General features: G+C 61.3%; 25 protein-coding genes. 7 read left to right on the plus strand and 18 right to left on the minus strand.

Annotation, left to right across the window (positions count from 1 at the left end):
• Positions 1-6: 6 nt before the first annotated feature.
• The 4 genes from tusC to fkpA form a co-directional block, all read right to left on the minus strand.
• Entirely contained in the window at positions 7-366 is a 360-nt protein-coding gene (gene tusC / locus J0F90_RS22635) for a sulfurtransferase complex subunit TusC (protein ID WP_033639239.1), read from the minus strand.
• Between the two features lie 7 nt (positions 367-373).
• Complete coding sequence (gene tusD / locus J0F90_RS22640; RefSeq protein ID WP_016930329.1) at positions 374-763, minus strand: sulfurtransferase complex subunit TusD; 390 nt, start codon at positions 761-763, stop codon at positions 374-376.
• Positions 763-1,485 (minus strand): helix-turn-helix transcriptional regulator, encoded by a 723-nt coding sequence (locus tag J0F90_RS22645; protein WP_033639238.1) that lies wholly within the window; start codon positions 1,483-1,485, stop codon positions 763-765. The genes tusD and J0F90_RS22645 overlap by 1 nt, the downstream gene beginning before the upstream one ends.
• Before the next feature lie 372 nt (positions 1,486-1,857).
• Positions 1,858-2,697 carry an FKBP-type peptidyl-prolyl cis-trans isomerase gene (gene fkpA, locus J0F90_RS22650; RefSeq protein ID WP_016930330.1) on the minus strand — a complete coding sequence of 280 codons (840 nt, stop codon included), beginning with the start codon at positions 2,695-2,697 and terminating at the stop codon, positions 1,858-1,860.
• Positions 2,698-3,053: 356 nt separating this feature from the next.
• Between fkpA and J0F90_RS22655 the strand changes: the two genes are divergently transcribed.
• Positions 3,054-3,281 (plus strand): SlyX family protein, encoded by a 228-nt coding sequence (locus J0F90_RS22655; RefSeq protein WP_004930414.1) that lies wholly within the window; start codon positions 3,054-3,056, stop codon positions 3,279-3,281.
• Between the two features lie 15 nt (positions 3,282-3,296).
• Here J0F90_RS22655 and J0F90_RS22660 read toward each other — a convergent pair whose 3' ends face one another.
• From J0F90_RS22660 to kefG, 7 genes are all read right to left on the minus strand, one after another.
• Positions 3,297-4,469 (minus strand): MalY/PatB family protein, encoded by a 1,173-nt coding sequence (locus J0F90_RS22660; RefSeq protein ID WP_033639237.1) that lies wholly within the window; start codon positions 4,467-4,469, stop codon positions 3,297-3,299.
• 1 nt (position 4,470) lies between these two features.
• Positions 4,471-5,910, minus strand: a complete 1,440-nt coding sequence (gene nhaC, locus J0F90_RS22665) for a Na+/H+ antiporter NhaC (protein ID WP_016930332.1) — start codon at positions 5,908-5,910, stop codon at positions 4,471-4,473.
• Between the two features lie 122 nt (positions 5,911-6,032).
• Positions 6,033-7,061: a LacI family DNA-binding transcriptional regulator gene (locus tag J0F90_RS22670; protein ID WP_016930333.1), complete on the minus strand. Its 1,029-nt coding sequence runs from the start codon at positions 7,059-7,061 to the stop codon at positions 6,033-6,035.
• Positions 7,062-7,153: 92 nt separating this feature from the next.
• Positions 7,154-7,741, minus strand: coding sequence for a peptidylprolyl isomerase (slyD, locus tag J0F90_RS22675; protein ID WP_004930407.1), 588 nt, complete (start codon positions 7,739-7,741; stop codon positions 7,154-7,156).
• A 112-nt stretch (positions 7,742-7,853) separates the two neighbouring features.
• Positions 7,854-8,057: a YheV family putative zinc ribbon protein gene (locus tag J0F90_RS22680; RefSeq protein WP_015379274.1), complete on the minus strand. Its 204-nt coding sequence runs from the start codon at positions 8,055-8,057 to the stop codon at positions 7,854-7,856.
• A 14-nt stretch (positions 8,058-8,071) separates the two neighbouring features.
• Entirely contained in the window at positions 8,072-9,880 is a 1,809-nt protein-coding gene (kefB, locus tag J0F90_RS22685; protein WP_015379275.1) for a glutathione-regulated potassium-efflux system protein KefB, read from the minus strand.
• 2 nt (positions 9,881-9,882) lie between these two features.
• A complete protein-coding gene (gene kefG / locus J0F90_RS22690; protein WP_028127618.1) occupies positions 9,883-10,434 on the minus strand; it encodes a glutathione-regulated potassium-efflux system ancillary protein KefG in 552 nt (183 codons plus the stop codon).
• A 129-nt stretch (positions 10,435-10,563) separates the two neighbouring features.
• On the opposite strand from kefG, the gene J0F90_RS22695 reads away from it, so the two are divergent.
• Positions 10,564-12,477 carry an ABC transporter ATP-binding protein gene (locus J0F90_RS22695; RefSeq protein WP_033639236.1) on the plus strand — a complete coding sequence of 638 codons (1,914 nt, stop codon included), beginning with the start codon at positions 10,564-10,566 and terminating at the stop codon, positions 12,475-12,477.
• 3 nt (positions 12,478-12,480) lie between these two features.
• Here the strand turns inward: J0F90_RS22695 and tauD are convergent, their stop codons facing one another.
• The 6 genes from tauD to J0F90_RS22725 all read right to left on the minus strand — a co-directional run bounded on the left by tauD (position 12,481) and on the right by J0F90_RS22725 (position 17,442).
• The gene (gene tauD / locus J0F90_RS22700; RefSeq protein ID WP_033639235.1) at positions 12,481-13,329 is read right to left on the minus strand and encodes a taurine dioxygenase; all 849 of its coding nucleotides are present in this window, start codon (positions 13,327-13,329) and stop codon (positions 12,481-12,483) included.
• Positions 13,326-14,162, minus strand: a complete 837-nt coding sequence (gene tauC / locus J0F90_RS22705; RefSeq protein WP_033639234.1) for a taurine ABC transporter permease TauC — start codon at positions 14,160-14,162, stop codon at positions 13,326-13,328. Before tauC ends, tauD begins: the two co-directional genes overlap by 4 nt.
• Positions 14,159-14,926, minus strand: coding sequence for a taurine ABC transporter ATP-binding subunit (gene tauB, locus J0F90_RS22710; protein WP_004930385.1), 768 nt, complete (start codon positions 14,924-14,926; stop codon positions 14,159-14,161). The genes tauC and tauB overlap by 4 nt, the downstream gene beginning before the upstream one ends.
• Positions 14,927-14,935: 9 nt before the next feature.
• Positions 14,936-15,931 carry a taurine ABC transporter substrate-binding protein gene (gene tauA, locus J0F90_RS22715; protein WP_004930383.1) on the minus strand — a complete coding sequence of 332 codons (996 nt, stop codon included), beginning with the start codon at positions 15,929-15,931 and terminating at the stop codon, positions 14,936-14,938.
• 114 nt (positions 15,932-16,045) lie between these two features.
• Positions 16,046-16,828 carry a PhzF family phenazine biosynthesis protein gene (locus J0F90_RS22720; RefSeq protein ID WP_033639233.1) on the minus strand — a complete coding sequence of 261 codons (783 nt, stop codon included), beginning with the start codon at positions 16,826-16,828 and terminating at the stop codon, positions 16,046-16,048.
• Between the two features lie 11 nt (positions 16,829-16,839).
• The gene (locus J0F90_RS22725) at positions 16,840-17,442 is read right to left on the minus strand and encodes a LysE family translocator (RefSeq protein WP_033639232.1); all 603 of its coding nucleotides are present in this window, start codon (positions 17,440-17,442) and stop codon (positions 16,840-16,842) included.
• A 118-nt stretch (positions 17,443-17,560) separates the two neighbouring features.
• Between J0F90_RS22725 and J0F90_RS22730 the strand changes: the two genes are divergently transcribed.
• From J0F90_RS22730 to J0F90_RS22740, 3 genes are all read left to right on the plus strand, one after another.
• Positions 17,561-18,541, plus strand: a complete 981-nt coding sequence (locus J0F90_RS22730) for a hydrolase (RefSeq protein ID WP_033639231.1) — start codon at positions 17,561-17,563, stop codon at positions 18,539-18,541.
• On the plus strand, positions 18,538-18,771 hold the full coding sequence (locus J0F90_RS22735; RefSeq protein ID WP_004930376.1) for a YheU family protein: 234 nt from the start codon (positions 18,538-18,540) through the stop codon (positions 18,769-18,771). The genes J0F90_RS22730 and J0F90_RS22735 overlap by 4 nt, the downstream gene beginning before the upstream one ends.
• Positions 18,772-18,922: 151 nt before the next feature.
• Positions 18,923-19,792, plus strand: a complete 870-nt coding sequence (locus J0F90_RS22740) for a phosphoribulokinase (protein ID WP_016930343.1) — start codon at positions 18,923-18,925, stop codon at positions 19,790-19,792.
• A 38-nt stretch (positions 19,793-19,830) separates the two neighbouring features.
• On the opposite strand, the gene J0F90_RS22745 is transcribed toward J0F90_RS22740, so the two are convergent.
• Positions 19,831-20,238 carry an OsmC family protein gene (locus J0F90_RS22745; protein ID WP_004930372.1) on the minus strand — a complete coding sequence of 136 codons (408 nt, stop codon included), beginning with the start codon at positions 20,236-20,238 and terminating at the stop codon, positions 19,831-19,833.
• 382 nt (positions 20,239-20,620) lie between these two features.
• On the opposite strand from J0F90_RS22745, the gene crp reads away from it, so the two are divergent.
• Positions 20,621-21,253 (plus strand): cAMP-activated global transcriptional regulator CRP, encoded by a 633-nt coding sequence (gene crp / locus J0F90_RS22750; RefSeq protein WP_004090925.1) that lies wholly within the window; start codon positions 20,621-20,623, stop codon positions 21,251-21,253.
• A 50-nt stretch (positions 21,254-21,303) separates the two neighbouring features.
• Complete coding sequence (locus J0F90_RS22755) at positions 21,304-23,382, plus strand: YccS/YhfK family putative transporter (RefSeq protein ID WP_033639230.1); 2,079 nt, start codon at positions 21,304-21,306, stop codon at positions 23,380-23,382.
• The last annotated feature ends 33 nt before the right edge of the window (positions 23,383-23,415 follow it).

Genomic DNA, 23,415 nt, shown 5'->3' on the forward strand with positions numbered 1-23,415 from the left:
AGGATCCTAAAACGTCATCACGGCGTCGTAGCCGGCAAGCTCGCGGCGCAGTTCGTCCGGCGCCAGTACTTCCGCATCCAGCACCCAATCGTTCACTTGGCTCAATCCGCGTTCCTGCAGTGAAGCCTGGCACAGATAGCACCGCTCCACGTCATACAGCGGCAGCACGCCGAAGGTGGCAATGTAATTGCGCGCCAAAATCTTTTCCGGTTGCTGGCCCGGCAACAGCTGCAATACGCCATCGCCGACAAAAAACACCCCCACATCTTCACTGAGCGCCGACGTGGCGAGCAGCGCATCCAGCCCTTCCCTGCCGCCGGCACCGCCGTGCGGCCCATGGGTGAAAACAAAAGCGACTCGTTTCATCCTATCCTCAGAACTGCACCAGACGGTCGCAACTTAGCGACGCTTCGGCCAGGGAACCCAGCCCGCTCAGGGTAAAACCGGGCTGCAGGTTGGCGCTTGCCAGCCCCTGCTGCGCCGCCTCCCGCTCGTCGGTGACGCCGCGGCGCAACGCGGCGGCCACGCAGACGTTGAGCGCCACGCCGTGTTGCTGAGCCAGCTGCGCCCAACCGCGCACCAGGTCGAACTCATCGCTGGCGGGCGCGGTCAACTGGTTGGCGTTCAACACCCCTTCACGGTAGAAAAAGACGCTGGAAAGCCGGTGCCCTTTCGCCAGCAGGGCCAGCGCGAACTGATAGGCGCTGCTGGCCTGCTGCGTGCCGTAAGCCGGGCCGGTGACCAACAGACAATAATCGAGCATCAACGGTCGCTTCCCAACAGATCGCCGCTCTTGAACTGGCGGATGTACAAATACACGGTGTGTTTGGAGATATTCAGGCGATCCGCCACCTGATTGATCGCATCCTTGATGTCGAAGATGCCTTTCTCATAGAGGTTGAGCACTACCTGGCGGTTCTTGGCATTATTGGATACCGAGCGATCGGCATTCACCTCTTCGATGGTGAACTCCAGCGTCTGCGCCACCAGATCGTCGACTGAAGACGCGAAATTCACCGACGACGGCACGTCCTGCGTGGCCGGCGGCATAAAGGTCTGCATGATCTGCGAGAACGGCACATCGAGGTTCATGTTGATGCACAACAAACCGATTACCCGCTGTTCGCAATTGCGAATCGCGATGGTCACCGACTTCATCAGCACGCCGCTCTTGGCGCGGGTGAAGTAGGCTTTCGACACGCTGCTGTCGTCGCCGGCCATGTCGTGCAGCATGCGCAGCGCCAGGTCGGTGATCGGCGAACCGATTTTACGCCCGGTATGTTCCCCGTTGGCGATGCGCACCGCTGAGCTGTTCAGATCTTCCAGCGCGTGCAATACGATCTCGCAGTGGCCGCCGATCAACATCGCCAGCCCATCGACCACCGCTTCATAGGATTTCAGGATTTCATGATCCGTTTGAGTAAACGGACGTTCATTCAGCAAATCAAGTTCGCTGGCTTCGCTGGATAAAAGCGAATTCGACATCGAAGATACCACCCTCATAGATCGCCTGTGCCAGGGGGCGCAGCTAAAACCGCTCGGACCGGATCGCTGCCGTCGTCGGCACGCCGCAGCGCGGCTGGCTGAGAGCAGCATAAACGGCACGATGACATCCGCGGGCGAGGCGGCCGGGAACAATTTTAGGTACACGCCCTAAGGGGCAGACGCATGACTGATAAGTCAGAATTATTAGTCTAGCAAAGCGGCCGGAGCAAAGTCCTTGCGTTTGCGCGTGGTATTGACGTTAAGCCCGATGCCCGGCAGGCGTCAAGCGTTCAATGGAGAGAGAGGCGGCGGCGGCCGAAATGAAAACCGCCGCGGAGGGCATCCGCGGCGGTGGCAAACAGAGCGACGAGATTATTTCGCTTTGGCGTCTGCTTTCGCGTCAGCCGGTTTTTCGGCTTTAGCGTCGGCTTTCGGCGCCGCTTTCACGTCCAGCAGCTCAACGTCGAACACCAGCGTGGAGTTAGCCGGGATGCCCGGAACGCCGGTTTTGCCGTAGGCCAATGCCGGCGGGATCACCAGCTTGATTTTGCCGCCTTTCTTGATGTGCTTCAGGCCTTCGGTCCAGCCAGGGATCACGCCGTCCAGACGGAACGACAGCGGCTCGCCGCGGGTGTAGGAGTTATCGAACTCGGTACCGTCGGTCAGGGTGCCCTTGTAGTTTACTACCACGGTGTCGCTGTCTTTCGGCGCTTCACCCGCGCCCGGTTTCTCTACCTGGTACAGCAGGCCGGATTCGGTTTTCTTCACGCCCTTTTCTTTAGCGAAGCTGTCGCGGTACTTGGCGCCTTTGGTTTCGTTGTCCTTGGCGTCCTGTTCCATCTTCGCCTGAGCGGAAGCCTTCACGCGCGCTTCGAAGCCCTGCAGGGTCTTCTCGATGTCGGCGTCGTTCAGCTTGCTCTTGTTGGCGAACGCGTCCTGAACGCCGGCGATCAGCTGATCTTTGTCCAGCTTGATGCCCAGCTTCTCTTGCTCTTTCAGAGAGTTGTCCATGTAACGGCCGAGAGACGCACCCAGTGCGTAAGCGGCTTGCTCGTCGTCGTTTTTGAACTTGCCGGTGCTCGGTGCTGCCGCCGCGTCCGCTGGTTTAGCGGCTTCTGCCGGTTTGGCGGCATCGGCTGCCATGACCTGGGTCGCATTCAGAGCAAAAGCCATGGTGGTTGCCAGAAGCGTGACTTTAAACAAAGATTTCATCCATTTCTCCAGTGTCTGAAGCAATGCCCCAAACAATCATTAGGTAAGATAACCGGGCTACTATAGCTGCCTGAAACAAAACAAAACAGTCGCACAGGTAACCAATCGAGTCAAAGTGTGACTCCCGCTTTGCCAAGAAGTTTCCCCCTGCGTGCTACTCGCATGATAAATCAGATTTTTCTTGCAGAATATTCGGCGAGGTTAGCAAAAAACGGCGTATCGGGCGTGCAACTTTTCAGCACTTTACACTGCCGATCGCAACGTTGCGCGCCGCCTGGAGAAATAGCGCGAGCAAACCCGGCGTCAGCTGTTACCATAGCGCCGAATCAGGATTTTATCGCGTCAGAGGTAGCCTCATGCACAACGCCGACATTCAACGCCTGCTACAGCGGCTTGAAGAACTGGAGAGCCGTCAGGCCTTCCAAGAGCTCACCATCGAAGAGCTCAACCAGACCGTCATCCAGCATCAAATGGAAATGCTGAAGATGCGCGAACACCTGCGCATGTTGACCGACAAGCTGCGCTCGACCCAAACCTCAATGATCGCCTCGCAATCGGAAGAAACCCCTCCGCCGCACTATTGAGGGCCCGCTGCGCGGTTATTTCAGGCGTGCCAGCCCTTCTACGGCACGCTCGAGATACCGGCGCGGGCACCCCAGGTTGATGCGGATAAAACCGCTCCCCTGCGGGCCGAAACCGCTGCCCATCGACGGCGCCAGCTTCGCCACCGCCACCAGCGCCTGCTGTAAGTCAGCATCGTTCAAACCCAGTGCACGGCAATCCAGCCAGGCGAGATAGGTCCCTTCAGCCTGGGTCATCGAGCACCAGGGCGCGGCGGCCGCCAGCGCCCGCTCAAACCAACGCCGATTCTCCGCCAGGTAGCCGAGCAGCTCATCAAGCCAGGCAGCGCCCCGTTGATAGGCCGCGGTCGCCGCCGTCATCGACAGCGCGTTGAATACATCCAGCCCGTGGGCGTTCAGCCGATCGACAAACCCCTGCCGCAGCCGGGCATTGGGGATCAGAAAATTCGAAATGCGCAGCGAAGAGAGTCCGAAGGTTTTGCTGGCGGACGTCGCCGCAATCACCCGCTCGCGATATTCCTCGTCCAGATGCAACACCGACGTAAACGTCTCGCCGGGCAGCAGCAGATCGGCCCAAATTTCATCGGAGATCACCGTGACGTCGTGGGCATGGCAAAGCGCCATGAGCCGCTCCAGTTCATCGCGGCGCCAGCAACGGCCTGTCGGATTGTGCGGATTGCACAGCAACAACAGCGGCGGTTTACGCTGCGCCAGACAGGCAGCCAACTGGTCGAAATCGATCCGATATCCCTGCGGAGTTTCCAACAGAGGATCCTCAAGCACCTCTCTGCCGTTCATGGTGACTATCTTGGCGAACGAGCCATAATACGGCCCCTGCACCACCACGCCGTCCCCCGGCTTGCTGAGCAGTTGGATCAGCATCGCCAATCCGGGCACCACCCCTTCAATCGACGTAAACCACTCGCGCCGCAGCGGCAAGTCGTGCCGCTTGGCGAACCAGTCGATCGCCGCCTGATAGTAGGCGTCGTCGCGCTCGCTGTAGCCAAAGACGCCGTGATCCACCCGCTGATGCAGCGCCTGTTGCACCTCTGGCGGACATGGAAAATCGAAATCGGACACCCACATCGGCAACAGTTCGCTGCCATCCAGTTGCAGATAGCGGTCGATGAAGTCCCACTTCACGGAGCTGGTGTTGTGGCGATCGATGATGGCGTTGAAATGACTCGTCATGTCAGGCTTCCTTACGCTGCAAGTCGTTCTGAGGTTGAAGTTTGGCGATACCGAAGCCGGTGAACCCATAAATCAGGGCGAACACCACCGCGGCATAACATTGGATCGCCCACGGCAGCAGATCGAGCGTGCTGACTCCCAGCGTGGTCGCCATGTAAATACCGGCGGCCGTCCACGGGATCAGCGGCTCGATAACGGTGCCCGCATCTTCGACGGTGCGCGACAGGTTTTTGTTGTCCAGCCCCATGCGTCGATAGGCGCCTTTGAACAGCTCCGCCGGGATCAGCAGCGCCAGCTTGCCGTCACTGGTCGCGCCGGTCACCAGGATGGTGGTGGCAACGGTAGCGGCGATCAGTTGACCGGTGGTGTGCACCACTTTCAGCAGCCGGCTGATGATCACCGTCAGCGCGCCGGTCAGCGTCAAGGCGCCGGCGAAGGAAAAGGCGCAGAACACCAGCAGGATCGTACTCATCATCGAGAACATGCCGCCGCGGTTCAGCAGGCGCGGCACATCGGCGACGATCCCTTCGACGTTATGGCCCTGGCTGGCGAACATCGACAGATTGAAACCGTCCATCAACGCATTCAGCCCCTGTTGCAAGCTAAAACCCTGCAGCGCGACGCCGATGGCGATCGCCAGCGCGCAGGCGGCCAGCATGACGGGGATCACCGGCCGTTTGGTCACCGCGCCCCACAGCACCAGCACCGGCGGCAGGATCAACAGCAGATTGAAATGGTACAACCCCTCAAGCGCGCTGACGATTTCGGTCACTTTTTCCGGCGTTGCCACGCTGCCCACCGCGCCGGTGTGGCCGGCGATCAGGTACACCACGGCGGCCAGGATGAAGCTCGGCAGCGTCGTGTACATCAGATGCTGGATATGGCTGTAGAGATCGGTATCCGCGACGATAGCCGCGAAGTTCGTCGAATCGGACAACGGCGAAATTTTGTCGCCGAAGTAGGCGCCGGACACCACTGCCCCGGCCGCGGCGGCCAGCGGCACGTCCAGACCGGCGGCCACGCCCATCAGCGCCACGCCCACGGTGCCGGCCGCCCCCCACGAGGTGCCGGTGCACACCGAGATCACGCTGGTGATGAAGAACGCGGCGATCAGAATGTATTGGGGGCTAATCAGCTTCAGCCCCCAATACACCATGTAAGGGATTGTGCCGCTGATCATCCAGGTGCCGATCAGGCCGCCCACGCAGATCAGGATCATGATCACCGGCATCGCCTTAGCCAGCTTGGCCACGATGGCCTCGATGATGTCATCCCAGCGGTAGCCTTGCCACCAGGCCAACGCGGCGGCGATGGCGGCGGAAACCAGCAGCAGCGGTTCAATGCGCAGGCCAAACTGGCCATAGCCGATGATGAGCAGCAACAGCATGGCCACAATCGGCAGCGTCGCCAGCCCAAGGTTGAGCGTTTTCTTATTATCCATATACGGCTCCTGTTGAAGAGGGGGTACTGCAACAGCGTAATGGCTTCGGTAATCGGAGGATGTGAGCGCAGGCCACTGGCCATGTAATCGGTTTCATGAGATGGCGTTATGTGAACCGCCTCTCATTCGCCGCGCTTGCTTTGCTCAGGCCTCTCACCATCGGCGACGGAGTCTCGCAGGATAAGTTCGGCCGAAAAGCGGTTGTTCTGCGGCGCGACGTCGCTGCCGCTGTGGATTTGTAGCGCCAGACGCGCGGCACGTCGGGCCATTTTTTCTATGGGGTAATGCACGGTGGTCAACGCGGGGTGGAGGTATTTCGCCAGGGCAATGTCGTCAAAACCGACGATCGACAGCGCTTCAGGCAACGGAACTTGCCGTTGGTGGCAGGTGCGCATCATGCCGGCGGCCATCACGTCGTTGAACGTCACTGCGGCGGTGAAGCGTTGGTCGCTGGCCAGCACGCGCTCGGCCGCCAGTTCGCCCCCTCTTTCATTGAAGGGCACGCTGATGATCCAGCTGCCGGGCACCTCAATGCCGCCGGCGGCCATGGCCTGGCGGTAACCCGCTAACCGCTGCGCGCGGTCGTCGATCGGCAGATCCGTCGTCACGCAGGCGATTCTCCGATGCCCCTGACGAATGAGCAGCTTGGTCGCCGCCTGCGCCGCCTTGGCATTGTCGAGCCAAATACAACGATTGGCGATGGCCGGCAGGTAGCGATTGATCAGCACCAGCGCGGGCGTGTGGGCGGCGTAGCGCAGCAGCTCCTCTTCTCCCATGCGCGTGACGTGCGCCACAATGGCTTCGCATCCCTGATTGATGAGAAAGTCTAGGCCGCTTTTTTCCAGTTCGGCCTGATGCCCGCCGCTGCACAACATCAAACGCACGCCGGCCTGCCGCGTGATGTCTTCCACGCCCCGCGCCAGGCGCGAGAAAAACGGATCGTCGAGGTTGCCGGTCAGCAACCCCAGCATATTGCCGCTTCTTTTCGCCAGCGCCAGCGCGGCGGCGTTGCGGTGGTAGTTAAACTCGCGCATCGCTTTCTCGACGCGTTCGCGGGTCACCGGTTCAACGTAGGCGGTATTATTGATCACCCGGCTGACGGTGGCCGTGGAAACGCCGGCGCGGCGCGCAACGTCTTTCATGGTGGCCATGGCATGTCCTGTTGTGCCGTTCGGCGCCTGGTGCGCCGCGCATAAAAAAGGGCAGCCAATGGCCGCCCTCTTGTCTCGGGATTGCGTTCTGCTTAGTGGCAGCCGCAACCGCCGTTACCGCAACCGCCTTTACCGTGGTCGTGACCATGGTCGTGATCGTGGCTGTGGCCATGACCGCCGCAGCAGCCTTCACCGTGCTCGTGGTGATGGTCGTGCTCGCCGTGTACGTGACCGTGCGCCAGCTCTTCTGCGGTCGCTTCGCGGATCGCGACAACTTCCACGTTGAAGTTCAGGTTTTGGCCGGCCAGCATGTGGTTGCCGTCAACCACCACGTGGTCACCGTCAACTTCGGTGATTTCAACCGGTACCGGGCCCTGATCGGTGTCAGCCAGGAAACGCATGCCGACCTGCAGTTCGTCAACGCCCATGAAGACGTCTTTCGGTACGCGCTGCACCAGGTTTTCGTCGTAGTTGCCGTACGCGTCGTTCGCGCCGACGTGAACGTCAAAACGATCGCCAACGTCGTGGCCTTCGAGCGCTTTTTCCAGACCTGCGATCAGAGAACCATGCCCGTGCAGATAGTCCAGCGGTGCGCTCACCGGAGACTCATCAACCAAAACACCGTCTTCTGTACGTACTTGGTAAGCCAGGCTGACCACCAAGTCTTTTGCTACTTTCATGATATCTCCTACCGTTGGCTACTAGGACGCGCACCGTTATCGGGATGCGCGCCTTTTCCGGACAGATTGTAACGGAAATCTGCCTCGCTGTACCCTCCGGGATAAAAAAACGCTACTTCGGCTGGAAAATGCCGATCACCTGCTCTTGCGGGCGAACGTGTTTTTCCACCTGTTGTTCGGTCTGGCGCTGATGGTGGCCGCACTTGACGCACTCCACCACTTCCACCTGATCCTCCCGCCATACCGCCAACGTATCCATGGCGCTACAGCTCGGGCACACCGCCCCGGCGATAAATCTCTTACGTGTTGCAGACATCGTTATGCTCCCGCTTATTCGTATTCGTCCCAGCCGTCGAACTGGCGACTTTCTTTTTGCATTTCGCGATGGAACAGCTCTTCCAGCTCGCGCCGCGCCTCTTTCACGCGGGAAATTTGCGCCACGTCGCCCTGATGCGGCGGCATCAGTTCACGCAGCATGCGCATGTCCAGGCGGCGGAAATGCTGCTGGGCGCGGAAGGCCTGATGCGGGTGCATGCCCAACTCCATCAACGCCTTGCGCCCCAGTTCCAGCGCGCTGGAGAAGGTTTCGCGGCTGAACTGTTTCACGCCCGCCTGCAGCAGCTCATGCGCCTCCACGCGGCCGCGTGCCCGCGCCAGAATGCTCAGATTCGGGAAGTGCTGCTGGCACAACCGCACGATCTCCATGGTGTCTTCCGGCTCATTGCAGGTTATCACGATCGACTTGGCCTTTTCGGCGCCCGCCGCGCGCAACAGCTCCAGCTCAGTGGCGTCGCCGTAATAAACCTGATATCCGTAACGCCGCAGCACGCCGACGGCGCTGACATCGCGTTCCAGTACGGTAATGCGCATTTTGTTGGCCATCAACAGGCGGCCGATCACCTGGCCGAAACGCCCGAAGCCAACGATGATCACCTGCGGATCGTCGTCCTCTACGTACGGCGTCTCCTCGTCTTCGCCTTTGGCGTTGTAGCGGCGCGCCAAAATGCGGTCGATGGCCTGCATGAGTAGCGGCGTGGTCATCATCGACAGCGTCACCACCACCAGCAGCAAAGAGAGTTGATCCGGCTGCAGCACCTTTTGCGCGCCCGCCGCAGAAAACAGCACGAAGGCAAACTCGCCGCCCTGGCTGAGCACGCCGGCAAACTGCAGGCGCACCGAACTACGCAGGCCGAACAGCCGCGACACCCCGTAGAGCACGCCGGATTTGACCGCCACCAGCGCCAACACGCCGATCAACACCTCGGCCAGATGGGTATAGAGCACGCCGATATTCAACACCATGCCCACCGAGATAAAGAACAGCCCCAGCAGCAGCCCTTTAAACGGCTCGATAGAAATCTCCAGCTCGTGGCGGTATTCGCTCTCCGCCAACAGCACCCCGGCGATGAAGGTGCCGAGCGCCATCGACAGGCCAAGCGTCTCCATAAACAGCGCCGAGCCGAGCACCAGCAACAGCGCCGCGGCAGTGAAGATCTCGCGCACGCCGGAAGCGGCGATATAGCGGAACAGCGGCCGCAGCAGGAAACGGCCGCCGATCAGCATGCCGCCAAACGCCGCCACCTTGAGCGCGATCTTGGCCCAGTCGTCGCTGGTGCCGCCGGCGCCGGCCAGAATGGGGATCAACGCCAGCGCCGGGATCACCGCCATATCCTGGAACAGCAGCACCGAGAAACCCAGCTGTCCGCCTTCATTGCGGTTCATGCCCTTTTCGCGCATCAGCTGCAGCGCCATGGCGGTGGAAGACATCGCTAGGCCGATACCGCCGATCACCGCCGCCTGCCAGGCGAAGTGCGTCAGGTACAGCAGCGCGCCCAGCACCGCCGCGGTGATCAACACCTGGCCGGCGCCGGCGCCAAAAATCGAGCGCCGCAGCTCCCACAGCTTGCTGGGATTCAGCTCCAGGCCGATGATGAACATCAGGAACACCACGCCCAACTCGGAGAAGTGCAGGATCTCGTCGACGTCGCGAATGAAGCCCAACCCCCACGGGCCGATGGCGATGCCGGCGATCAGATAGCCCAGCACCGCGCCAATCCCCAGACGACGGGCGATCGGCACCGTCACCACCGCGGCGAACAGGAACAGCAAAATGGCGGTCAGTAAGGTCGATCCTTCCATGATCACCGCCCTCCATGCGGCAGCGGGTGGCTCAGCCACTCCCCGTAGGCGTCTGCGTGGCTGCGCAGCACCTCCGGCTTTTGCCGCCGCGCCCAATAGACCACGAACGGCGTCAACCAGTGCATATGGCACATCCCGGCGGTCAGCTCGAACGGCCGCAGGATATCTTCCATCGGATAGTGGTTATAACCGCCGGTGCGGTAGGCGCCTTCCGGCTCGCCGGTGGTGATCACCGAGCGCCAGTATTTGCCCGCCAGCGCATTGCCGCCCACGCCGCTGGCGAAGCCGCGCGCCAGCACGCGATCCAGCCACTCCTTCAGCAGCGCCGGGCAGCTGTAGGTGTACAGAGGGTGCTGAAACACGATGACCTGATGCTCACGCAGCAGCTGTTGTTCGTGATGGATATCGATAAAAAAATCAGGATAGTGCGCGTAGAGATCGTGCACGGTGACATGTTCCAACTGCTGCGCCGGTCGAAGCAAAACCCGGTTCGCCACCGAGTCATGAGATTCCGGATGGGCATACAGCAGCAAGACCTTGGGCGGCTGCGACATCATTCCCCTCCAAAGCGTCGTCAGGGTAGCGGTTTTCCGTTACCATGCATCGCAAAGACAAAAACAGCGCGCGGTGCGCGTTCTGTTACCTTAATGATAATTTAACATACTCTGAACATACGGCGCTTTATGATTGTATTCTCCTCGCTACAAATCCGACGCGGCATCCGCGTCCTGCTGGACAACGCCACGGCGACGGTTAATCCAGGTCAGAAGGTCGGCCTGGTGGGCAAAAACGGCTGTGGCAAATCCACGCTGTTGTCGCTGCTGAAGGGCGAGATCGCGGCGGACGGCGGCAGCTTCACCTTCCCCGGCAACTGGGCGCTGGCCTGGGTCAACCAGGAGACGCCGGCGCTGGACGTGCCGGCGATCGAGTATGTTATCGACGGCGACCGCGAGTTTCGCCAGCTTGAAGCCGAGTTGCAGGCGGCCAACGATCGCAACGACGGCCACGCCATCGCCACCCTGCACGGCAAGCTGGACGCCATCGACGCCTGGACCATCCGCTCCCGCGCCGCCAGCCTGCTGCACGGTCTCGGCTTCTCCAACGAACAGCTGCAAAGCCCGGTGCGCGACTTTTCCGGCGGCTGGCGCATGCGTCTTAACCTGGCGCAGGCGCTGGTGTGCCGTTCCGACCTCCTGCTGCTCGACGAACCAACCAACCACCTGGATCTCGATGCGGTGATCTGGCTGGAGCGCTGGCTGAAGAACTATCCCGGCACGCTGGTGCTGATCTCGCACGATCGCGACTTCCTCGATCCGATTGTCGACAAAATCCTGCATATCGAACAGCAGACCCTGAACGAATACACCGGCAACTACTCGTCGTTCGAACGCCAGCGCGCCACCAAATTGGCGCAGCAACAGTCGCTTTATCAGCATCAGCAAGAAAAAGTGGCGCACCTGCAAAGTTATATCGACCGTTTTCGGGCAAAGGCCTCCAAGGCCAAGCAGGCGCAGAGCCGCATCAAGATGCTGGAGCGCATGGAGCTGATCGCCCCGGCGCACGTCGACAACCCGTTCACCTTCAGCTTCCGTCCGCCGGAAAGCCTGCCGAACCCGCTGCTGCGCATGGAAAAAGTCAGCGCCGGATATGGCGATAAAGTGATCCTGAAGTCAATCAAGCTGAACCTGGTGCCCGGCTCGCGCATTGGCCTGCTCGGCCGCAACGGCGCCGGGAAATCGACGCTGATCAAACTGCTGGCCGGCACCCTTGAGCCGCTGAGCGGCGAGATAGGCCTGGCGAAAGGCATCAAGCTGGGTTACTTCGCCCAGCATCAGCTGGAATTCCTGCGCGCCGACGAATCGCCGTTGCAGCACCTAAGCCGCATCGCCCCAAGGGTGCTGGAGCAGCAGTTGCGCGATTATCTGGGCGGTTTCGGCTTCCAGGGCGACAAGGTCAGCGAAGTGACCGAACGTTTCTCCGGCGGCGAGAAGGCGCGGCTGGTGCTGGCGCTGATCGTCTGGCAGCGCCCGAACCTGCTGCTGCTCGATGAACCGACCAACCACCTGGATCTCGACATGCGTCAGGCGCTGACCGAGGCGCTGATCGATTTCGAAGGCGCGTTGGTGGTGGTATCGCACGACCGTCACCTGCTGCGTTCCACCACCGACGATCTGTACCTGGTACACGACGGCCAGGTCGAGCCTTTCGAGGGCGATCTCGACGACTACCAGCAGTGGCTTGTCGACCTGCAGCGCCAGGAAAGCCAGCAGGACGCACCGGAAAAAGAGAGCGGCGGCAACAGCGCGCAGGCGCGCAAGGATCAAAAACGCCGCGAGGCGGAGTTCCGTACGCAAACCCAACCGCTGCGCAAGCAGATCGCCAAGCTGGAACAGCAGATGGAAAAACTGGGCGCCGAGCTGGCGGCGGTGGAAGAGCAGTTGGCGGATCCCGCGCTGTACGACATCAGCCGCAAGGCCGAACTGACCGACCGCCTGCAAAAGCAAAGCCAGGCCAAATCCGCGCTGGAAGAGACAGAAATGACCTGGCTGGAGGCGCAGGAACAGCTGGAACAGTTAACGCAGGCGTTCGACGCCTAAGCTTCAGGCTTTGTAAAAAGGCCTATCCCCCAGAATGGTCGCGCGGTGCATGATGCGCCGCTGCGGCAGATAATCCGCGTTGGCGTAGTGCTGCGTCACGCGGTTATCCCAGATCGCCACGTCATTTTCCTGCCATCGCCAGCGCACCTGAAACTCCGGTTTGGTGATGTGAGCAAACAGGAAGTTCAGCAAAGCGTCGCTCTCCTTCGGCGCCAGATCGACGATCCGCGTGGTGAACCCTTCATTGACGAACAGCGCCTGCCGGCCGGTGACCGGATGGGTACGCACCACCGGATGCAGCAGCGGCGGGTTTTTCTGCACCGCCAGTTGCCAGCGCTGATGCTCCTCTTCACTGCCGCGATGCTTGTGCTCCGGGAACGACTTGGTGAAGTCATGCTCCGCGCGCAGCCCCGCGAGCAGCGTTCTGAACGGCGCCGACAGCGCCTCATAGGCGGCGATGCCGCTGGCCCACAGCGTATCGCCGCCGGTGGCAGGCAGCCTCTTGGCCGCCAGGATCGCTCCCAGCGGCGGGTTCTCGATAAAGGTCACGTCGGTGTGCCAGTTGTCGTTGTCCGGCGGGTTGTCGTCGTGGGTATCGAGCACGATGATCTCTTCCACGTCGGTGGCGTGCGGATAGACCGGATGGATATGCAGATCGCCGAAACGGCCGGCCAGATCGCGCTGCTGCAGCGGCGTGATCGGCTGATTGCGGAAGAACAGCACCTGATGCTTCAACAGCGCATGATAGAGCTGTTCAAACTGACCGTCGCCCAACGGCCGGGCCAACTCGACATTTTCCACCAACGCCCCGATGTAAGGCCCCAGCGGGGTGATATTCAGACGTTCGTTCATTGCTGTACTCCATGCCACGGGGTCAATCGGCGCTGCAGGGCGCGCAGCCCCAGCTCCAACCCAAATGCAATCACCGCAATCACGCCGATGCCGGCCAACACTACGTCGGTCGCCAAAAACTCACCGGCGGATTGCACCATAAATCCCAGGCCGCGCGTGGCGGCGATAAGTTCGGCGGCCACCAGCGTCGACCAGCCGACGCCCAGCCCGATGCGGATGCCGGTCAGGATCTCCGGCAGCGCGCTCGGCAGCACCACGAAGCGCAGCACCTGCCAGCGCGTGGCGCCCAACGCGCGGGCGGCGCGCACCCGCACCTGCGCCACGCTGCGCACGCCGGCCACGGCGGACAGCGTCACCGGCGCGAAGATCGCCAGATAAATCAGCAAGATTTTCGAGGTCTCGCCGATGCCGAACCAAATCACCATCAGCGGCAGATAGGCCAGCGGCGGCACCGGGCGATAGATCTCAATCAGCGGATCGAGGATGCCGCGCACCGTGTCGTTCAGTCCCATGGCGATGCCCACCGGAATGCCGATAATCACCGCCGCCAGCAGCGCCACCAAAATGCGCCCCAGGCTGGCCGCCAGATGCTGCCATAGCGTGGCGTCCATAAAGCCTTGCGGGCTGGCAATGGTGATCAGTTGGTGCAGCACCTGCTGCGGCGCCGGCAAAAACAGCGGGCTGATCAGCTGCAGCGCCGTCACGCCCCACCACACCGCCAGCACCGTCAACAGCGTGGCGCCGCTCAACCAAACGTTGCGCGGCACGCTGAAACGGCGCGCCGCTTTGCCCTGCGGCTGGGCCGCGGCCTTCATAGTGGAATGCAGGCTCATAGCAAGGCCTCGCGCTGTTGGAAAACTTTGCCCAGCACGTATTCGCGCTGCGCGATAAATTCAGGATCGGACTTGATGGCGCGGCAGGCTTCGCCGTCGGCATAGCGCTGGCCGAAGTTCAGCGACAGCCGCTCCACCACCTGCCCCGGCCCCGGCGACAGCAGCAGCAGCTCGCTGGCGAGGAACACCGCCTCTTCGATATCGTGGGTGATCAGCAGTACCTGCTTGCCGGTATCACGCCAGATGGTCAGCAGCAGCTCCTGCATTTGCTCGCGCGTGAACGCGTCGAGCGCGCCGAATGGCTCATCCAGCAACAGCAGACGCGGATCGGCGGCCAGGGCGCGGGCAATGCCGACGCGTTGGCGCATGCCGCCGGAAAGCTGCCAGATGAAGTGCTGTTCATAGCCCGCCAGCCCCACGCGCTGCAGCATCTGCTCCGCCACCTGGCGGCGCTGCGCCTTGCCGATGCCGGCCAGTTGCAGGCCGAACTCGACGTTGTCCACCACGTTGCGCCACGGCAGTAAGCCCTCATGCTGGAACACCACGCCCCGTTCGGCCCCCGGGCCGTGAACGGGCGTTCCATCCAGCGTGATGCTGCCAGCTGAAGGCTCGATAAACCCGGCGATCAAATTCAGCAGCGTGGTCTTGCCGCAGCCCGATGGGCCGAGCACCACCACCAGTTGCCCGGCGGCGATCTGGAACGACACGTCACGCAGCGCGGGCCGCCCCTGATACTCTGCTGAAAGATGATTGACGTTTAGCATCCTGCTTCCTTACGACTGCGGCGCAGCCTGCACCTGTTTCACAAAACGGTCGGTGACGTAAGCGCTGTAGTCGCTGTCGACCTGCGGGATCTTGCCCTGCTGCTTGAGGAATTCGGCGGTATCGCGGATTGCCTTGTCCACCGGCTGGCCGAGTTGGGCAACCTGATCGGCCACCGGCAGATAACGGTTCCCCTTAACCAGTTCCGGCACCTGCGCTTCCGGTACGCCGCTCAGGCGCGCCAGCGTGCTGAGATGGCTCGGATCTTTCAGCCACTGTTCCGGCGCCGCCAGGTAGGCCTTTTGCGCCTGCAGGGCGCTGGCGGCAAAGGCGGTCACTACGTCGGGATGTTTCTCGGCGAAGTCTTTGCGCACCACCCACACGTCCAGCGTCGGTGAACCCCATTCGCCCACCTGCGCGGAGTCGGTCAGCACCTTGCCCTGTTTGGCCAGTTCGTTGACCACTGGCGCCCAGACATAAGCGCCGTCGATGTCGCCGCGCTGCCAGGCGGCGGCGATGGCCGGCGGCTGCAGATTGAGGATCTTCACCTGTTCAGGCTTGATGCCCCAATGTTTGAGCGAGGCCAGCAGGCTGTAATGGGTGGTGGAAATAAACGGCACCGCAATGCGCTTGCCGATCAGATCCTGCGGGCTTTTGATGTCATTTTTCACCACCAGCGCTTCGGAGCTGCCGAGCTGCGAGGCGATGAGGAACACTTCGATGGGGAGTTTTTGGCTGGCGGCCACCGCCAGCGGGCTGGAGCCGATATTGCCGATCTGCACGTCGCCGGAGGCCAGCGCGCGCAGCACGCTGGAACCGCTGTCGAACTTACGCCAGTCGACGGTCGCGCCGGACTGTTTGGCGAAGCTGTTTTCCGCCTGCGCCACCTTGGCCGGCTCCGCCGACGTCTGGTACGCCACGGTCACGTCCACCGCGTAGGCGCTGGCCGCGCTGAGCGACAACGCCAGCAGCGCCGCGTTACGTAAAGAAAAGAGTTTGCCCGCCATGTTGCGCTCCGTTGATAAAAATCTGTTCAGTTGCTGACAGTTTTATCTGAGCGATGACGGGCGATAAAAGAATAAAAAAGTCTTCTTTATTACCTTAGGTAATATTAAAGCGGATCACAGCGCGATCGTCCCGCGCAAGAACACGTGAGCGTAGCCGCCCAGCAGCGTGCGGTCCCCTTGCAGTTCGCAGAACAGCTCGCCGCCGCGCGCCGAAATCTGCCGGGCGTGCAACCGATGGCGGCCGAGACGCGCCGTCCAGTAAGGCATCAACGTGCAGTGCGCGGAGCCGGTGACCGGATCCTCACCGCCGTCGAGCGTGAAATAGCGCGAAACGAAGTCCACGGTGTCACCGAGCGCGGTGACGATGACCGCACGCCCGGCCAGCGCGATCAACGCGGGAATGTCCGGCCGCAGCGCGCGCACCTGCGCCTCATGTTCAAGCACCACCAGCAGCGCTTTCGCCTGCCACACTTCCTGCGGCTGCACGCCCAACAGCGCCGCGAGGCCTGCCGGTTCGGCGACTTTCTGCGGCGGCCGGGCGGGGAAATCAAGTACCAGCCGCTCCCCGTCCTGCGCATCGCGCTTGACGAGCAGCTCGCCGCCGGCCGAACGGAAGCGAATATCTCGCAGCGCCGGGTTAACCGCGCTGAACATCACATGCGCCGCCGCCAGGGTGCCGTGGCCGCAAAGGTCGACCTCGCGTTCCGGAGTAAACCAGCGGATGGCGGTCATGTCGCCGTCATCCCAGACAAAGCTGGTTTCCGGCAGGCCGATCTCGTTGGCGATCGCCTGCAGCCGCTCCGCCGGCAGCGGCTGCGTCAGCAGACAAACCCCGGCCGGGTTGCCGCGCAACCCTTCGCCGGTAAAGGCGACCACGTGATAATAGTTTTCCGCCATCGTTCCGCTCCTTAATGCCAAATCAGTAATACGCAGGCTGCCGTCAGCAGCCCCATGGAAACGTTGAAGATAACCCAGGCCTTTTTGCTGCGCAGCAGGCGGCCGATCAGGGTGCCGAACGCCAGCCAGATAATGCCGGCGACGATGTTCACCGCCACAATGCCCAGCGCGATCGCCGCTATGGAACCGTTGTACTTATCGCCCGCCAGGCTGAAGCTCGCCACCGCGCCCAGCGCCATCAGCCAGGCTTTCGGGTTGAGGAACTGCAGCAGCCAGCCCTGATACAGCCGCACCGGCTGCGGCGGCGCCACGTCGGTTTCCAGCTTTTCATAGGCGGCGGTGGCGACTTTCCACGCCAGCCACAGCAGGTACAAACTGCCGAGGATTTTCAGGATCAGGTGCAGCGACGGGTAGATCAGGATCAGGCTGCCGACGCCGAACGCCACCAGCAGCAAAATGCTTTGCATGCCGAGCATGATGCCGACCATCAGCCACAGCGATCGCATAAAGCCGAAGTTAGCGCCGGAGGTGGTCAGCAGCAGATTATTGGGGCCAGGCGTGATGGCCGCGACCCACAGGAAGCCCAGCATCGAAAGGAATAAACTCGGTTCCATGGCACGGGTGCTCCTCACCCAAGGCGCTTTTTTGCAGTATCATTGTTAATTCTTGGTATTGAAGCTAACAGTGCGCTAGGGATCTCACAATAGCCGCCCACAACATTTTACTCAGCCTATGCCTAACACCTTTCGCCCTCTGACCGGGGCCAGTAACCCGCACCTGCAAACGCTGTTGCCGCGGCTGGTGCGCCGCCGCGTGTTATTGAAACCGCATTGGCAACGGCTGGAATTGCCCGACGGCGATTTCGTCGATCTCGCCTGGAGCGAGGATCCGGCGCAGGCGCGCGACAAACCGCGCGCGGTGCTGTTCCACGGCCTGGAGGGCAGCTTCTACAGCCCCTACGCGCATGGCCTGCTCAACGCCTGGCGCGATCGCGGCTGGCTGGGCGTGGTGATGCACTTTCGCGGCTGCAGCGGCGTGCCCAACCGCAAACAGCGCATCTATCACTCCGGCGAAACCGAAGACGCGCGCTTCTTTCTGCGCTGGCTGCGCGACCGCTACGGCGAAGTGCCAACCGCGGCGGTAGGCGTTTCGCTCGGCGGCAACATGCTGGCCTGCTATCTGGCGCAGCAAGGCGCCGACAGCCTGCTGCAGGCGGCGGTGGTGGTCTCGGCGCCGCTGATGCTGGAACCCTGCGCCTACCGCATGGAGCAAGGCTTCTCCCGCGTTTATCAGCGCTACCTGCTGGGGCAGCTGAAACAAAACGCCACCCGCAAGCTGTTGCACTATCCGGACACCCTGCCGCTCAAGCTATCACAGCTGAACGGTTTGCGGCGCATCCGCGAGTTCGACGATGCCATCACCTCGCGCATTCACGGCTTCAGCGACGCCACCGACTATTATCGCCGCTGCAGCGCCCTGCCGCTGTTGCCGTCCATCCAGACGCCGCTGCTGATCATCCATGCGCAGGACGACCCTTTCATGACCCCTGAGGTGATCCCCGACGTCGCCGGCCTGCCGCGCAATATCGAATATCAGCTGACTGAGTTCGGCGGCCACGTCGGCTTCGTCGGCGGCACGCTGAAAAAACCGCACATGTGGCTGGAGCATCGCATTCCGGCCTGGCTTTCCCCTTATCTGGACATTCCGACGTGATTATTCCCTGGCAAGAACTGGCAACCGACACCCTGAACAGCCTGATCGAATCCTTTGTGCTGCGCGAAGGCACCGATTACGGTGAGCACGAACGATCGCTGGAGCAGAAGGTGGAGGACGTGCGCCGCCAGCTGAAAAACGGCGAAGTGGTGCTGGTGTGGTCGGAACTGCACGAGAGCGTCAACATCATGCCGCGCGGCCAGTTCCGCGCCGGGCAGGAAGAAATTTAGTGGCGCCCGGTTCTATGACTGACGGAAAAAATCAGGTAACAATGGGACATTGCAAACCAGCGCGCGCCATTTTTTCCTGACATAGAGAGCGTCAACAAGAGCCACAATAATCCCCTGACGCCGGCGCATTCAACACGGAGTGACAACCACCATGTCTGCCAAACATCCCGTTATCGCGGTGACCGGTTCCAGCGGCGCCGGCACCACCACCACCAGCGTGGCGTTCCGCAAAATCTTCCAGCAGCTCAACATTCGCGCCGCCGAGCTGGAGGGCGACAGCTTCCACCGCTATACCCGGCCGGAAATGGACGCGGCGATCCGCAAGGCGCGCGATCTGGGCAGACACATCAGCTATTTCGGCCCCGAGGCCAACGACTTCGGCCTGCTGCAGCAGAGCTTTATCGAGTACGGCAAAAACGGCACCGGCCGTTCGCGCAAGTACCTGCACACCTACGACGAAGCGGTGCCCTACAATCAGGTGCCGGGCACCTTCACCCCGTGGGAGCCGCTGCCGGCGCCGACCGACGTGCTGTTCTACGAGGGGCTGCACGGCGGCGTGGTCACCGAGCACCATGACGTGGCCAAACACGTCGATCTGCTGGTCGGCGTGGTGCCGATCGTCAACCTGGAGTGGATCCAGAAGCTGATCCGCGATACCGGCGAACGCGGCCACTCCCGCGAAGCGGTGATGGATTCGGTGGTGCGCTCGATGGAAGACTACATCAACTACATTACGCCGCAATTCTCGCGCACCCACATCAACTTCCAGCGCGTGCCGACGGTGGACACCTCCAACCCGTTCGCCGCCAAGGCCATTCCCTCACTGGATGAAAGCTTCGTGGTGATCCACTTCCGCGGCCTGGACCAGATCGACTTCCCCTACTTGCTGGCGATGCTGCAGGGCTCGTTTATCTCGCACATCAATACGTTAGTGGTGCCGGGCGGCAAAATGGGGCTGGCGATGGAGCTGATCATGGCGCCGCTGGTGCAGCGGCTGCTGGAAGGCAAGAAAATCGAATAAGCGCGTTGAGCGCGGCGCCGAGCCGCGCTCCGTCTCGATTACGCCGGCTGGCGGATCTCGAAGCTGTGGGTCACCGTGGCGGCCTTGTTGAGCATCAGCGCCACCGAGCAGTACTTCTCCGCCGACAGGTTCACCGCTCGCTCGACGATTTTGTCGGTCAGATCCTGGCCGGTAACGATGAAGTGCAGGTTGATATGGGTGAACAAGCGCGGGGCTTCTTCGCGGCGCTCGGAGGTCAGCTTCACCTCGCAGTCGCGCACGTCGTTGCGCCCTTTTTGCAGGATGGAGACCACGTCGATCGCGCTGCAGCCGCCCACCGACATCAGCACCATCTCCATCGGGCTGGGCGCTTTATCACCGGCGTTGCCGTCCATCAGCACCTGATGGCCGGAGGCCGATTCACCCAAAAACGTTAACCCTTCCACCCATTTAACTCTTGCCTGCATTCTGGTCACTCCGGTTGATTTCTTAAAATCAGAGTACGCTTTCGCATAGAAACAGGCAACGTAACCTGATGCTAATCATGCTGAAGCGAGACAACACGAGACACCCGCCTTACTCTGTGCTACAAACAGAGCCGCAATAAATCTTTCCGGGACACTGTATTTCAGGGAAACGCCCAGAGAAAGGCTCCTTTACCGGTATGTTAACAGAATGTAGCTTGCAGCGCTTACGGCAAGTTAATATGCTAGAGCGACAGCGTATTTTTATGACACGCCTCAAAACTTGCCGGTAGCCCTCGCTCATGACTGCGGCTACAGGCGGGTTTTACAGGGAACTCTGACCCCTGTGACACAAGGCAGCGATAACAACAGAGGATAACAGCGAATGGTTCTCGGCAAACCGCAAACAGACCCTACTCTCGAATGGTTCCTGTCTCATTGCCATATCCACAAATATCCATCGAAGAGTACGCTGATTCACCAAGGTGAAAAGGCCGAAACGCTTTACTACATCGTGAAAGGCTCCGTCGCGGTGCTGATCAAGGATGAAGAAGGTAAAGAGATGATCCTGTCCTACCTCAACCAGGGGGATTTCATCGGCGAGCTCGGATTGTTCGAAGAAGGCCAGGAGCGCAGCGCCTGGGTTCGCGCGAAAACCGCCTGTGAAGTGGCCGAAATTTCCTACAAGAAATTCCGCCAACTGATCCAGGTGAACCCGGACATCCTGATGCGTCTGTCCGCCCAAATGGCGAGCCGCCTGCAGGTCACCTCCGAAAAAGTGGGCAACCTCGCCTTCCTGGACGTGACCGGCCGCATCGCGCAAACCCTGCTGAATCTGGCGAAGCAACCCGACGCCATGACTCACCCGGACGGCATGCAGATCAAGATCACCCGTCAGGAGATCGGCCAGATCGTCGGCTGCTCGCGTGAAACCGTTGGCCGTATTCTGAAAATGCTGGAAGATCAAAACCTGATTTCCGCCCACGGCAAAACCATTGTCGTCTACGGCACCCGTTAATCTCCGAAGAAACGGCGCAATCTGCGCCGTTTTTTTATCTGCTCTCTGCCATGTGGCGCCGCCTGATCTACCACCCGGAAATCAACTACGCACTGCGACAAACGCTGGTGTTGTGCCTGCCGGTGCTGTTCGGCCTGCTGATAGGCCAGCTGCAGCTCGGCCTGATGTTCTCTCTGGTGCCCGCCTGCTGCAATATCGCCGGTCTGGACACGCCGCATAAGCGCTTCTTTAAACGGCTGATCGTCGGCGGCTCGCTGTTCGCCTTCAGCAGCGTGCTGTTGCAACAGGCGCTGCTGTGGCACGTACCGCTGCCGGCGCTGATGCTGGGCCTGGCGCTGCTGCTCGGCGTCACCGGTGAAATCAGCCCGCTGCACGCCCGGCTATTGCCGGCGGCGCTGGTGGCCGCCATTTTCGCTCTCAGCACGGCCGGCACGGTGCCTCTCTGGCAGGCGCCGCTGCTGTACGCGATCGGCACCGTCTGGTACGGCTTATTCACCTGGTTCTGGTTCAAGCTGTGGAAAGAGCAGCCGATGCGCGAGACGCTGAGCCAGCTCTACCTGGAGCTGGCGGACTATTTCGAAGCCAAATACTCACTTCTGACCCAGCACACCGATCCGCAAACCGCGCTGCCGCCGCTGCTGGTGCGCCAGCAAAAGGTGATGGATCTGATCAGCCTTTTGTACCAACAGCTCAATTTCCTGCCGCACGCCAACAACCTCGAACAAAAGCGCCTGCAGCGCGCCTTTCAGGTGGCGATGGATCTGCAGGAGCACATCACCGTCAGCCTGCATTTGCCGGAGGAAGTGCAAAAACTGGTGGAGCAGAGCCAGGCCGAAGCGATCATTCGCCGCAATGCACTGGTGATCGCCGGCCGGCTGCGCGTGGTGGCGCACGATATCCTCTACCATCAGCATTCGAAGCGCTTCTCCATGAGCCACGAACTGGCGGCGCTGGAAAAAATGGCGGCGCAGCATCCCGATAACCCGGTCGGCCAGTTTTGTTATTACCACTTCAGCCGCATCGCCCGCCTGCTGCGCACCCAGCATCCGCTGTACCGCCGCGACCTGATGCCCGGCCAGCACCGCCTGCCGTTTTGGCCGGCGCTGGCCAGCTATCTGTCGTTCAAATCCACCGCCCTGCGCAACGCCGCGCGGCTGGGGGTGACGCTGGCGGTCGGCAGCAGCCTGGGTGCGGTCTTCAACCTGCCGAAGCCATACTGGATCCTGCTCACCATCATGCTGGTGAGCCAAAACGGGTATAACGCCACCCGGGTGCGTATTCAGCACCGTGCGCTGGGCACGATTGCCGGACTGTTGCTGGCGGCCGGGCTGCTGCAGCTGCAGCTGCCGGAGGGAGAAACGCTGAGCATCATGCTGGTGATCACCCTGCTGGCCTACCTGGTTTCGCGCAAGAACTACGGGCTGTCGGTGATTGGCTTTACGGTCACGGCGGTTTACACCCTGCAGCTGCTGGCGCTGAACGGCTCGCATTTTCTGGTACCGCGCCTGATCGATACGCTGATAGGCTGCGTGCTGGCGTTCGGCGGCACCATTTGGCTGTGGCCGCAGTGGCAAAGCGGGCTGCTGCGCAAGAATGCCCATCAGGCGCTGGAACACGATCAAACCGCGCTGCGGCTGATGCTGAAGCAACCGGAACCGGACGCCACCGCATTGGCCTATACCCGCATGCAGGTCAACCAGGCGCACAACGCGCTGTTCACCTCGCTCAATCAGGCGATGCAGGAGCCGGGGTTCGCGTCGAATTATCTGGCGGACATGCGGCTGTGGGTCACTCATAGCCAGTTCATCGTCGAACACCTGAACGCCATGACCATTCTGGCGCGCGAGCACTACATGCTGACGCCGAAACTGGCGGAAGCCTATCTGCAAACCTGTGAAATCGCGCTGCAAAGCTGCCAGCAGCGGTTGGAATACGACGGCCCGAGCAGCGGCAACAGCGGCATCATGCAGCCGCCGGATCTGCATCCGGAGATGCCCGTCACCGAGATGGAACGTCATTTGCGGCGCATCCTGTCGCACCTGAACGTGATGCATACCATTTCGTCGCTGGCCTGGCGCCAGCGCCCGCACCACGGCATCTGGCTCAAGCGCAAACTGCGCGATCAATAAGGGCGCGGCATGCCGCGCCCCGTTATGCGCCGC

This window comes from Serratia marcescens subsp. marcescens ATCC 13880 (assembly GCF_017299535.1).
GTDB classification, from domain to species: domain Bacteria; phylum Pseudomonadota; class Gammaproteobacteria; order Enterobacterales; family Enterobacteriaceae; genus Serratia; species Serratia marcescens.

Bases quoted from the DNA above. Each gene is read 5' to 3' on its own strand.
- tusC (WP_033639239.1), bottom strand. From the start codon at position 366: ATGAAACGAGTCGCTTTTGTTTTCACCCATGGGCCGCACGGCGGTGCC.
- tusD (WP_016930329.1), bottom strand. From the start codon at position 763: ATGCTCGATTATTGTCTGTTGGTCACCGGCCCGGCTTACGGCACGCAG.
- J0F90_RS22645 (WP_033639238.1), bottom strand. From the start codon at position 1,485: ATGTCGAATTCGCTTTTATCCAGCGAAGCCAGCGAACTTGATTTGCTG.
- fkpA (WP_016930330.1), bottom strand. From the start codon at position 2,697: ATGAAATCTTTGTTTAAAGTCACGCTTCTGGCAACCACCATGGCTTTT.
- J0F90_RS22655 (WP_004930414.1), top strand. From the start codon at position 3,054: ATGCACAACGCCGACATTCAACGCCTGCTACAGCGGCTTGAAGAACTG.
- J0F90_RS22660 (WP_033639237.1), bottom strand. From the start codon at position 4,469: ATGACGAGTCATTTCAACGCCATCATCGATCGCCACAACACCAGCTCC.
- nhaC (WP_016930332.1), bottom strand. From the start codon at position 5,910: ATGGATAATAAGAAAACGCTCAACCTTGGGCTGGCGACGCTGCCGATT.
- J0F90_RS22670 (WP_016930333.1), bottom strand. From the start codon at position 7,061: ATGGCCACCATGAAAGACGTTGCGCGCCGCGCCGGCGTTTCCACGGCC.
- slyD (WP_004930407.1), bottom strand. From the start codon at position 7,741: ATGAAAGTAGCAAAAGACTTGGTGGTCAGCCTGGCTTACCAAGTACGT.
- J0F90_RS22680 (WP_015379274.1), bottom strand. From the start codon at position 8,057: ATGTCTGCAACACGTAAGAGATTTATCGCCGGGGCGGTGTGCCCGAGC.
- kefB (WP_015379275.1), bottom strand. From the start codon at position 9,880: ATGGAAGGATCGACCTTACTGACCGCCATTTTGCTGTTCCTGTTCGCC.
- kefG (WP_028127618.1), bottom strand. From the start codon at position 10,434: ATGTCGCAGCCGCCCAAGGTCTTGCTGCTGTATGCCCATCCGGAATCT.
- J0F90_RS22695 (WP_033639236.1), top strand. From the start codon at position 10,564: ATGATTGTATTCTCCTCGCTACAAATCCGACGCGGCATCCGCGTCCTG.
- tauD (WP_033639235.1), bottom strand. From the start codon at position 13,329: ATGAACGAACGTCTGAATATCACCCCGCTGGGGCCTTACATCGGGGCG.
- tauC (WP_033639234.1), bottom strand. From the start codon at position 14,162: ATGAGCCTGCATTCCACTATGAAGGCCGCGGCCCAGCCGCAGGGCAAA.
- tauB (WP_004930385.1), bottom strand. From the start codon at position 14,926: ATGCTAAACGTCAATCATCTTTCAGCAGAGTATCAGGGGCGGCCCGCG.
- tauA (WP_004930383.1), bottom strand. From the start codon at position 15,931: ATGGCGGGCAAACTCTTTTCTTTACGTAACGCGGCGCTGCTGGCGTTG.
- J0F90_RS22720 (WP_033639233.1), bottom strand. From the start codon at position 16,828: ATGGCGGAAAACTATTATCACGTGGTCGCCTTTACCGGCGAAGGGTTG.
- J0F90_RS22725 (WP_033639232.1), bottom strand. From the start codon at position 17,442: ATGGAACCGAGTTTATTCCTTTCGATGCTGGGCTTCCTGTGGGTCGCG.
- J0F90_RS22730 (WP_033639231.1), top strand. From the start codon at position 17,561: ATGCCTAACACCTTTCGCCCTCTGACCGGGGCCAGTAACCCGCACCTG.
- J0F90_RS22740 (WP_016930343.1), top strand. From the start codon at position 18,923: ATGTCTGCCAAACATCCCGTTATCGCGGTGACCGGTTCCAGCGGCGCC.
- J0F90_RS22745 (WP_004930372.1), bottom strand. From the start codon at position 20,238: ATGCAGGCAAGAGTTAAATGGGTGGAAGGGTTAACGTTTTTGGGTGAA.
- crp (WP_004090925.1), top strand. From the start codon at position 20,621: ATGGTTCTCGGCAAACCGCAAACAGACCCTACTCTCGAATGGTTCCTG.
- J0F90_RS22755 (WP_033639230.1), top strand. From the start codon at position 21,304: ATGTGGCGCCGCCTGATCTACCACCCGGAAATCAACTACGCACTGCGA.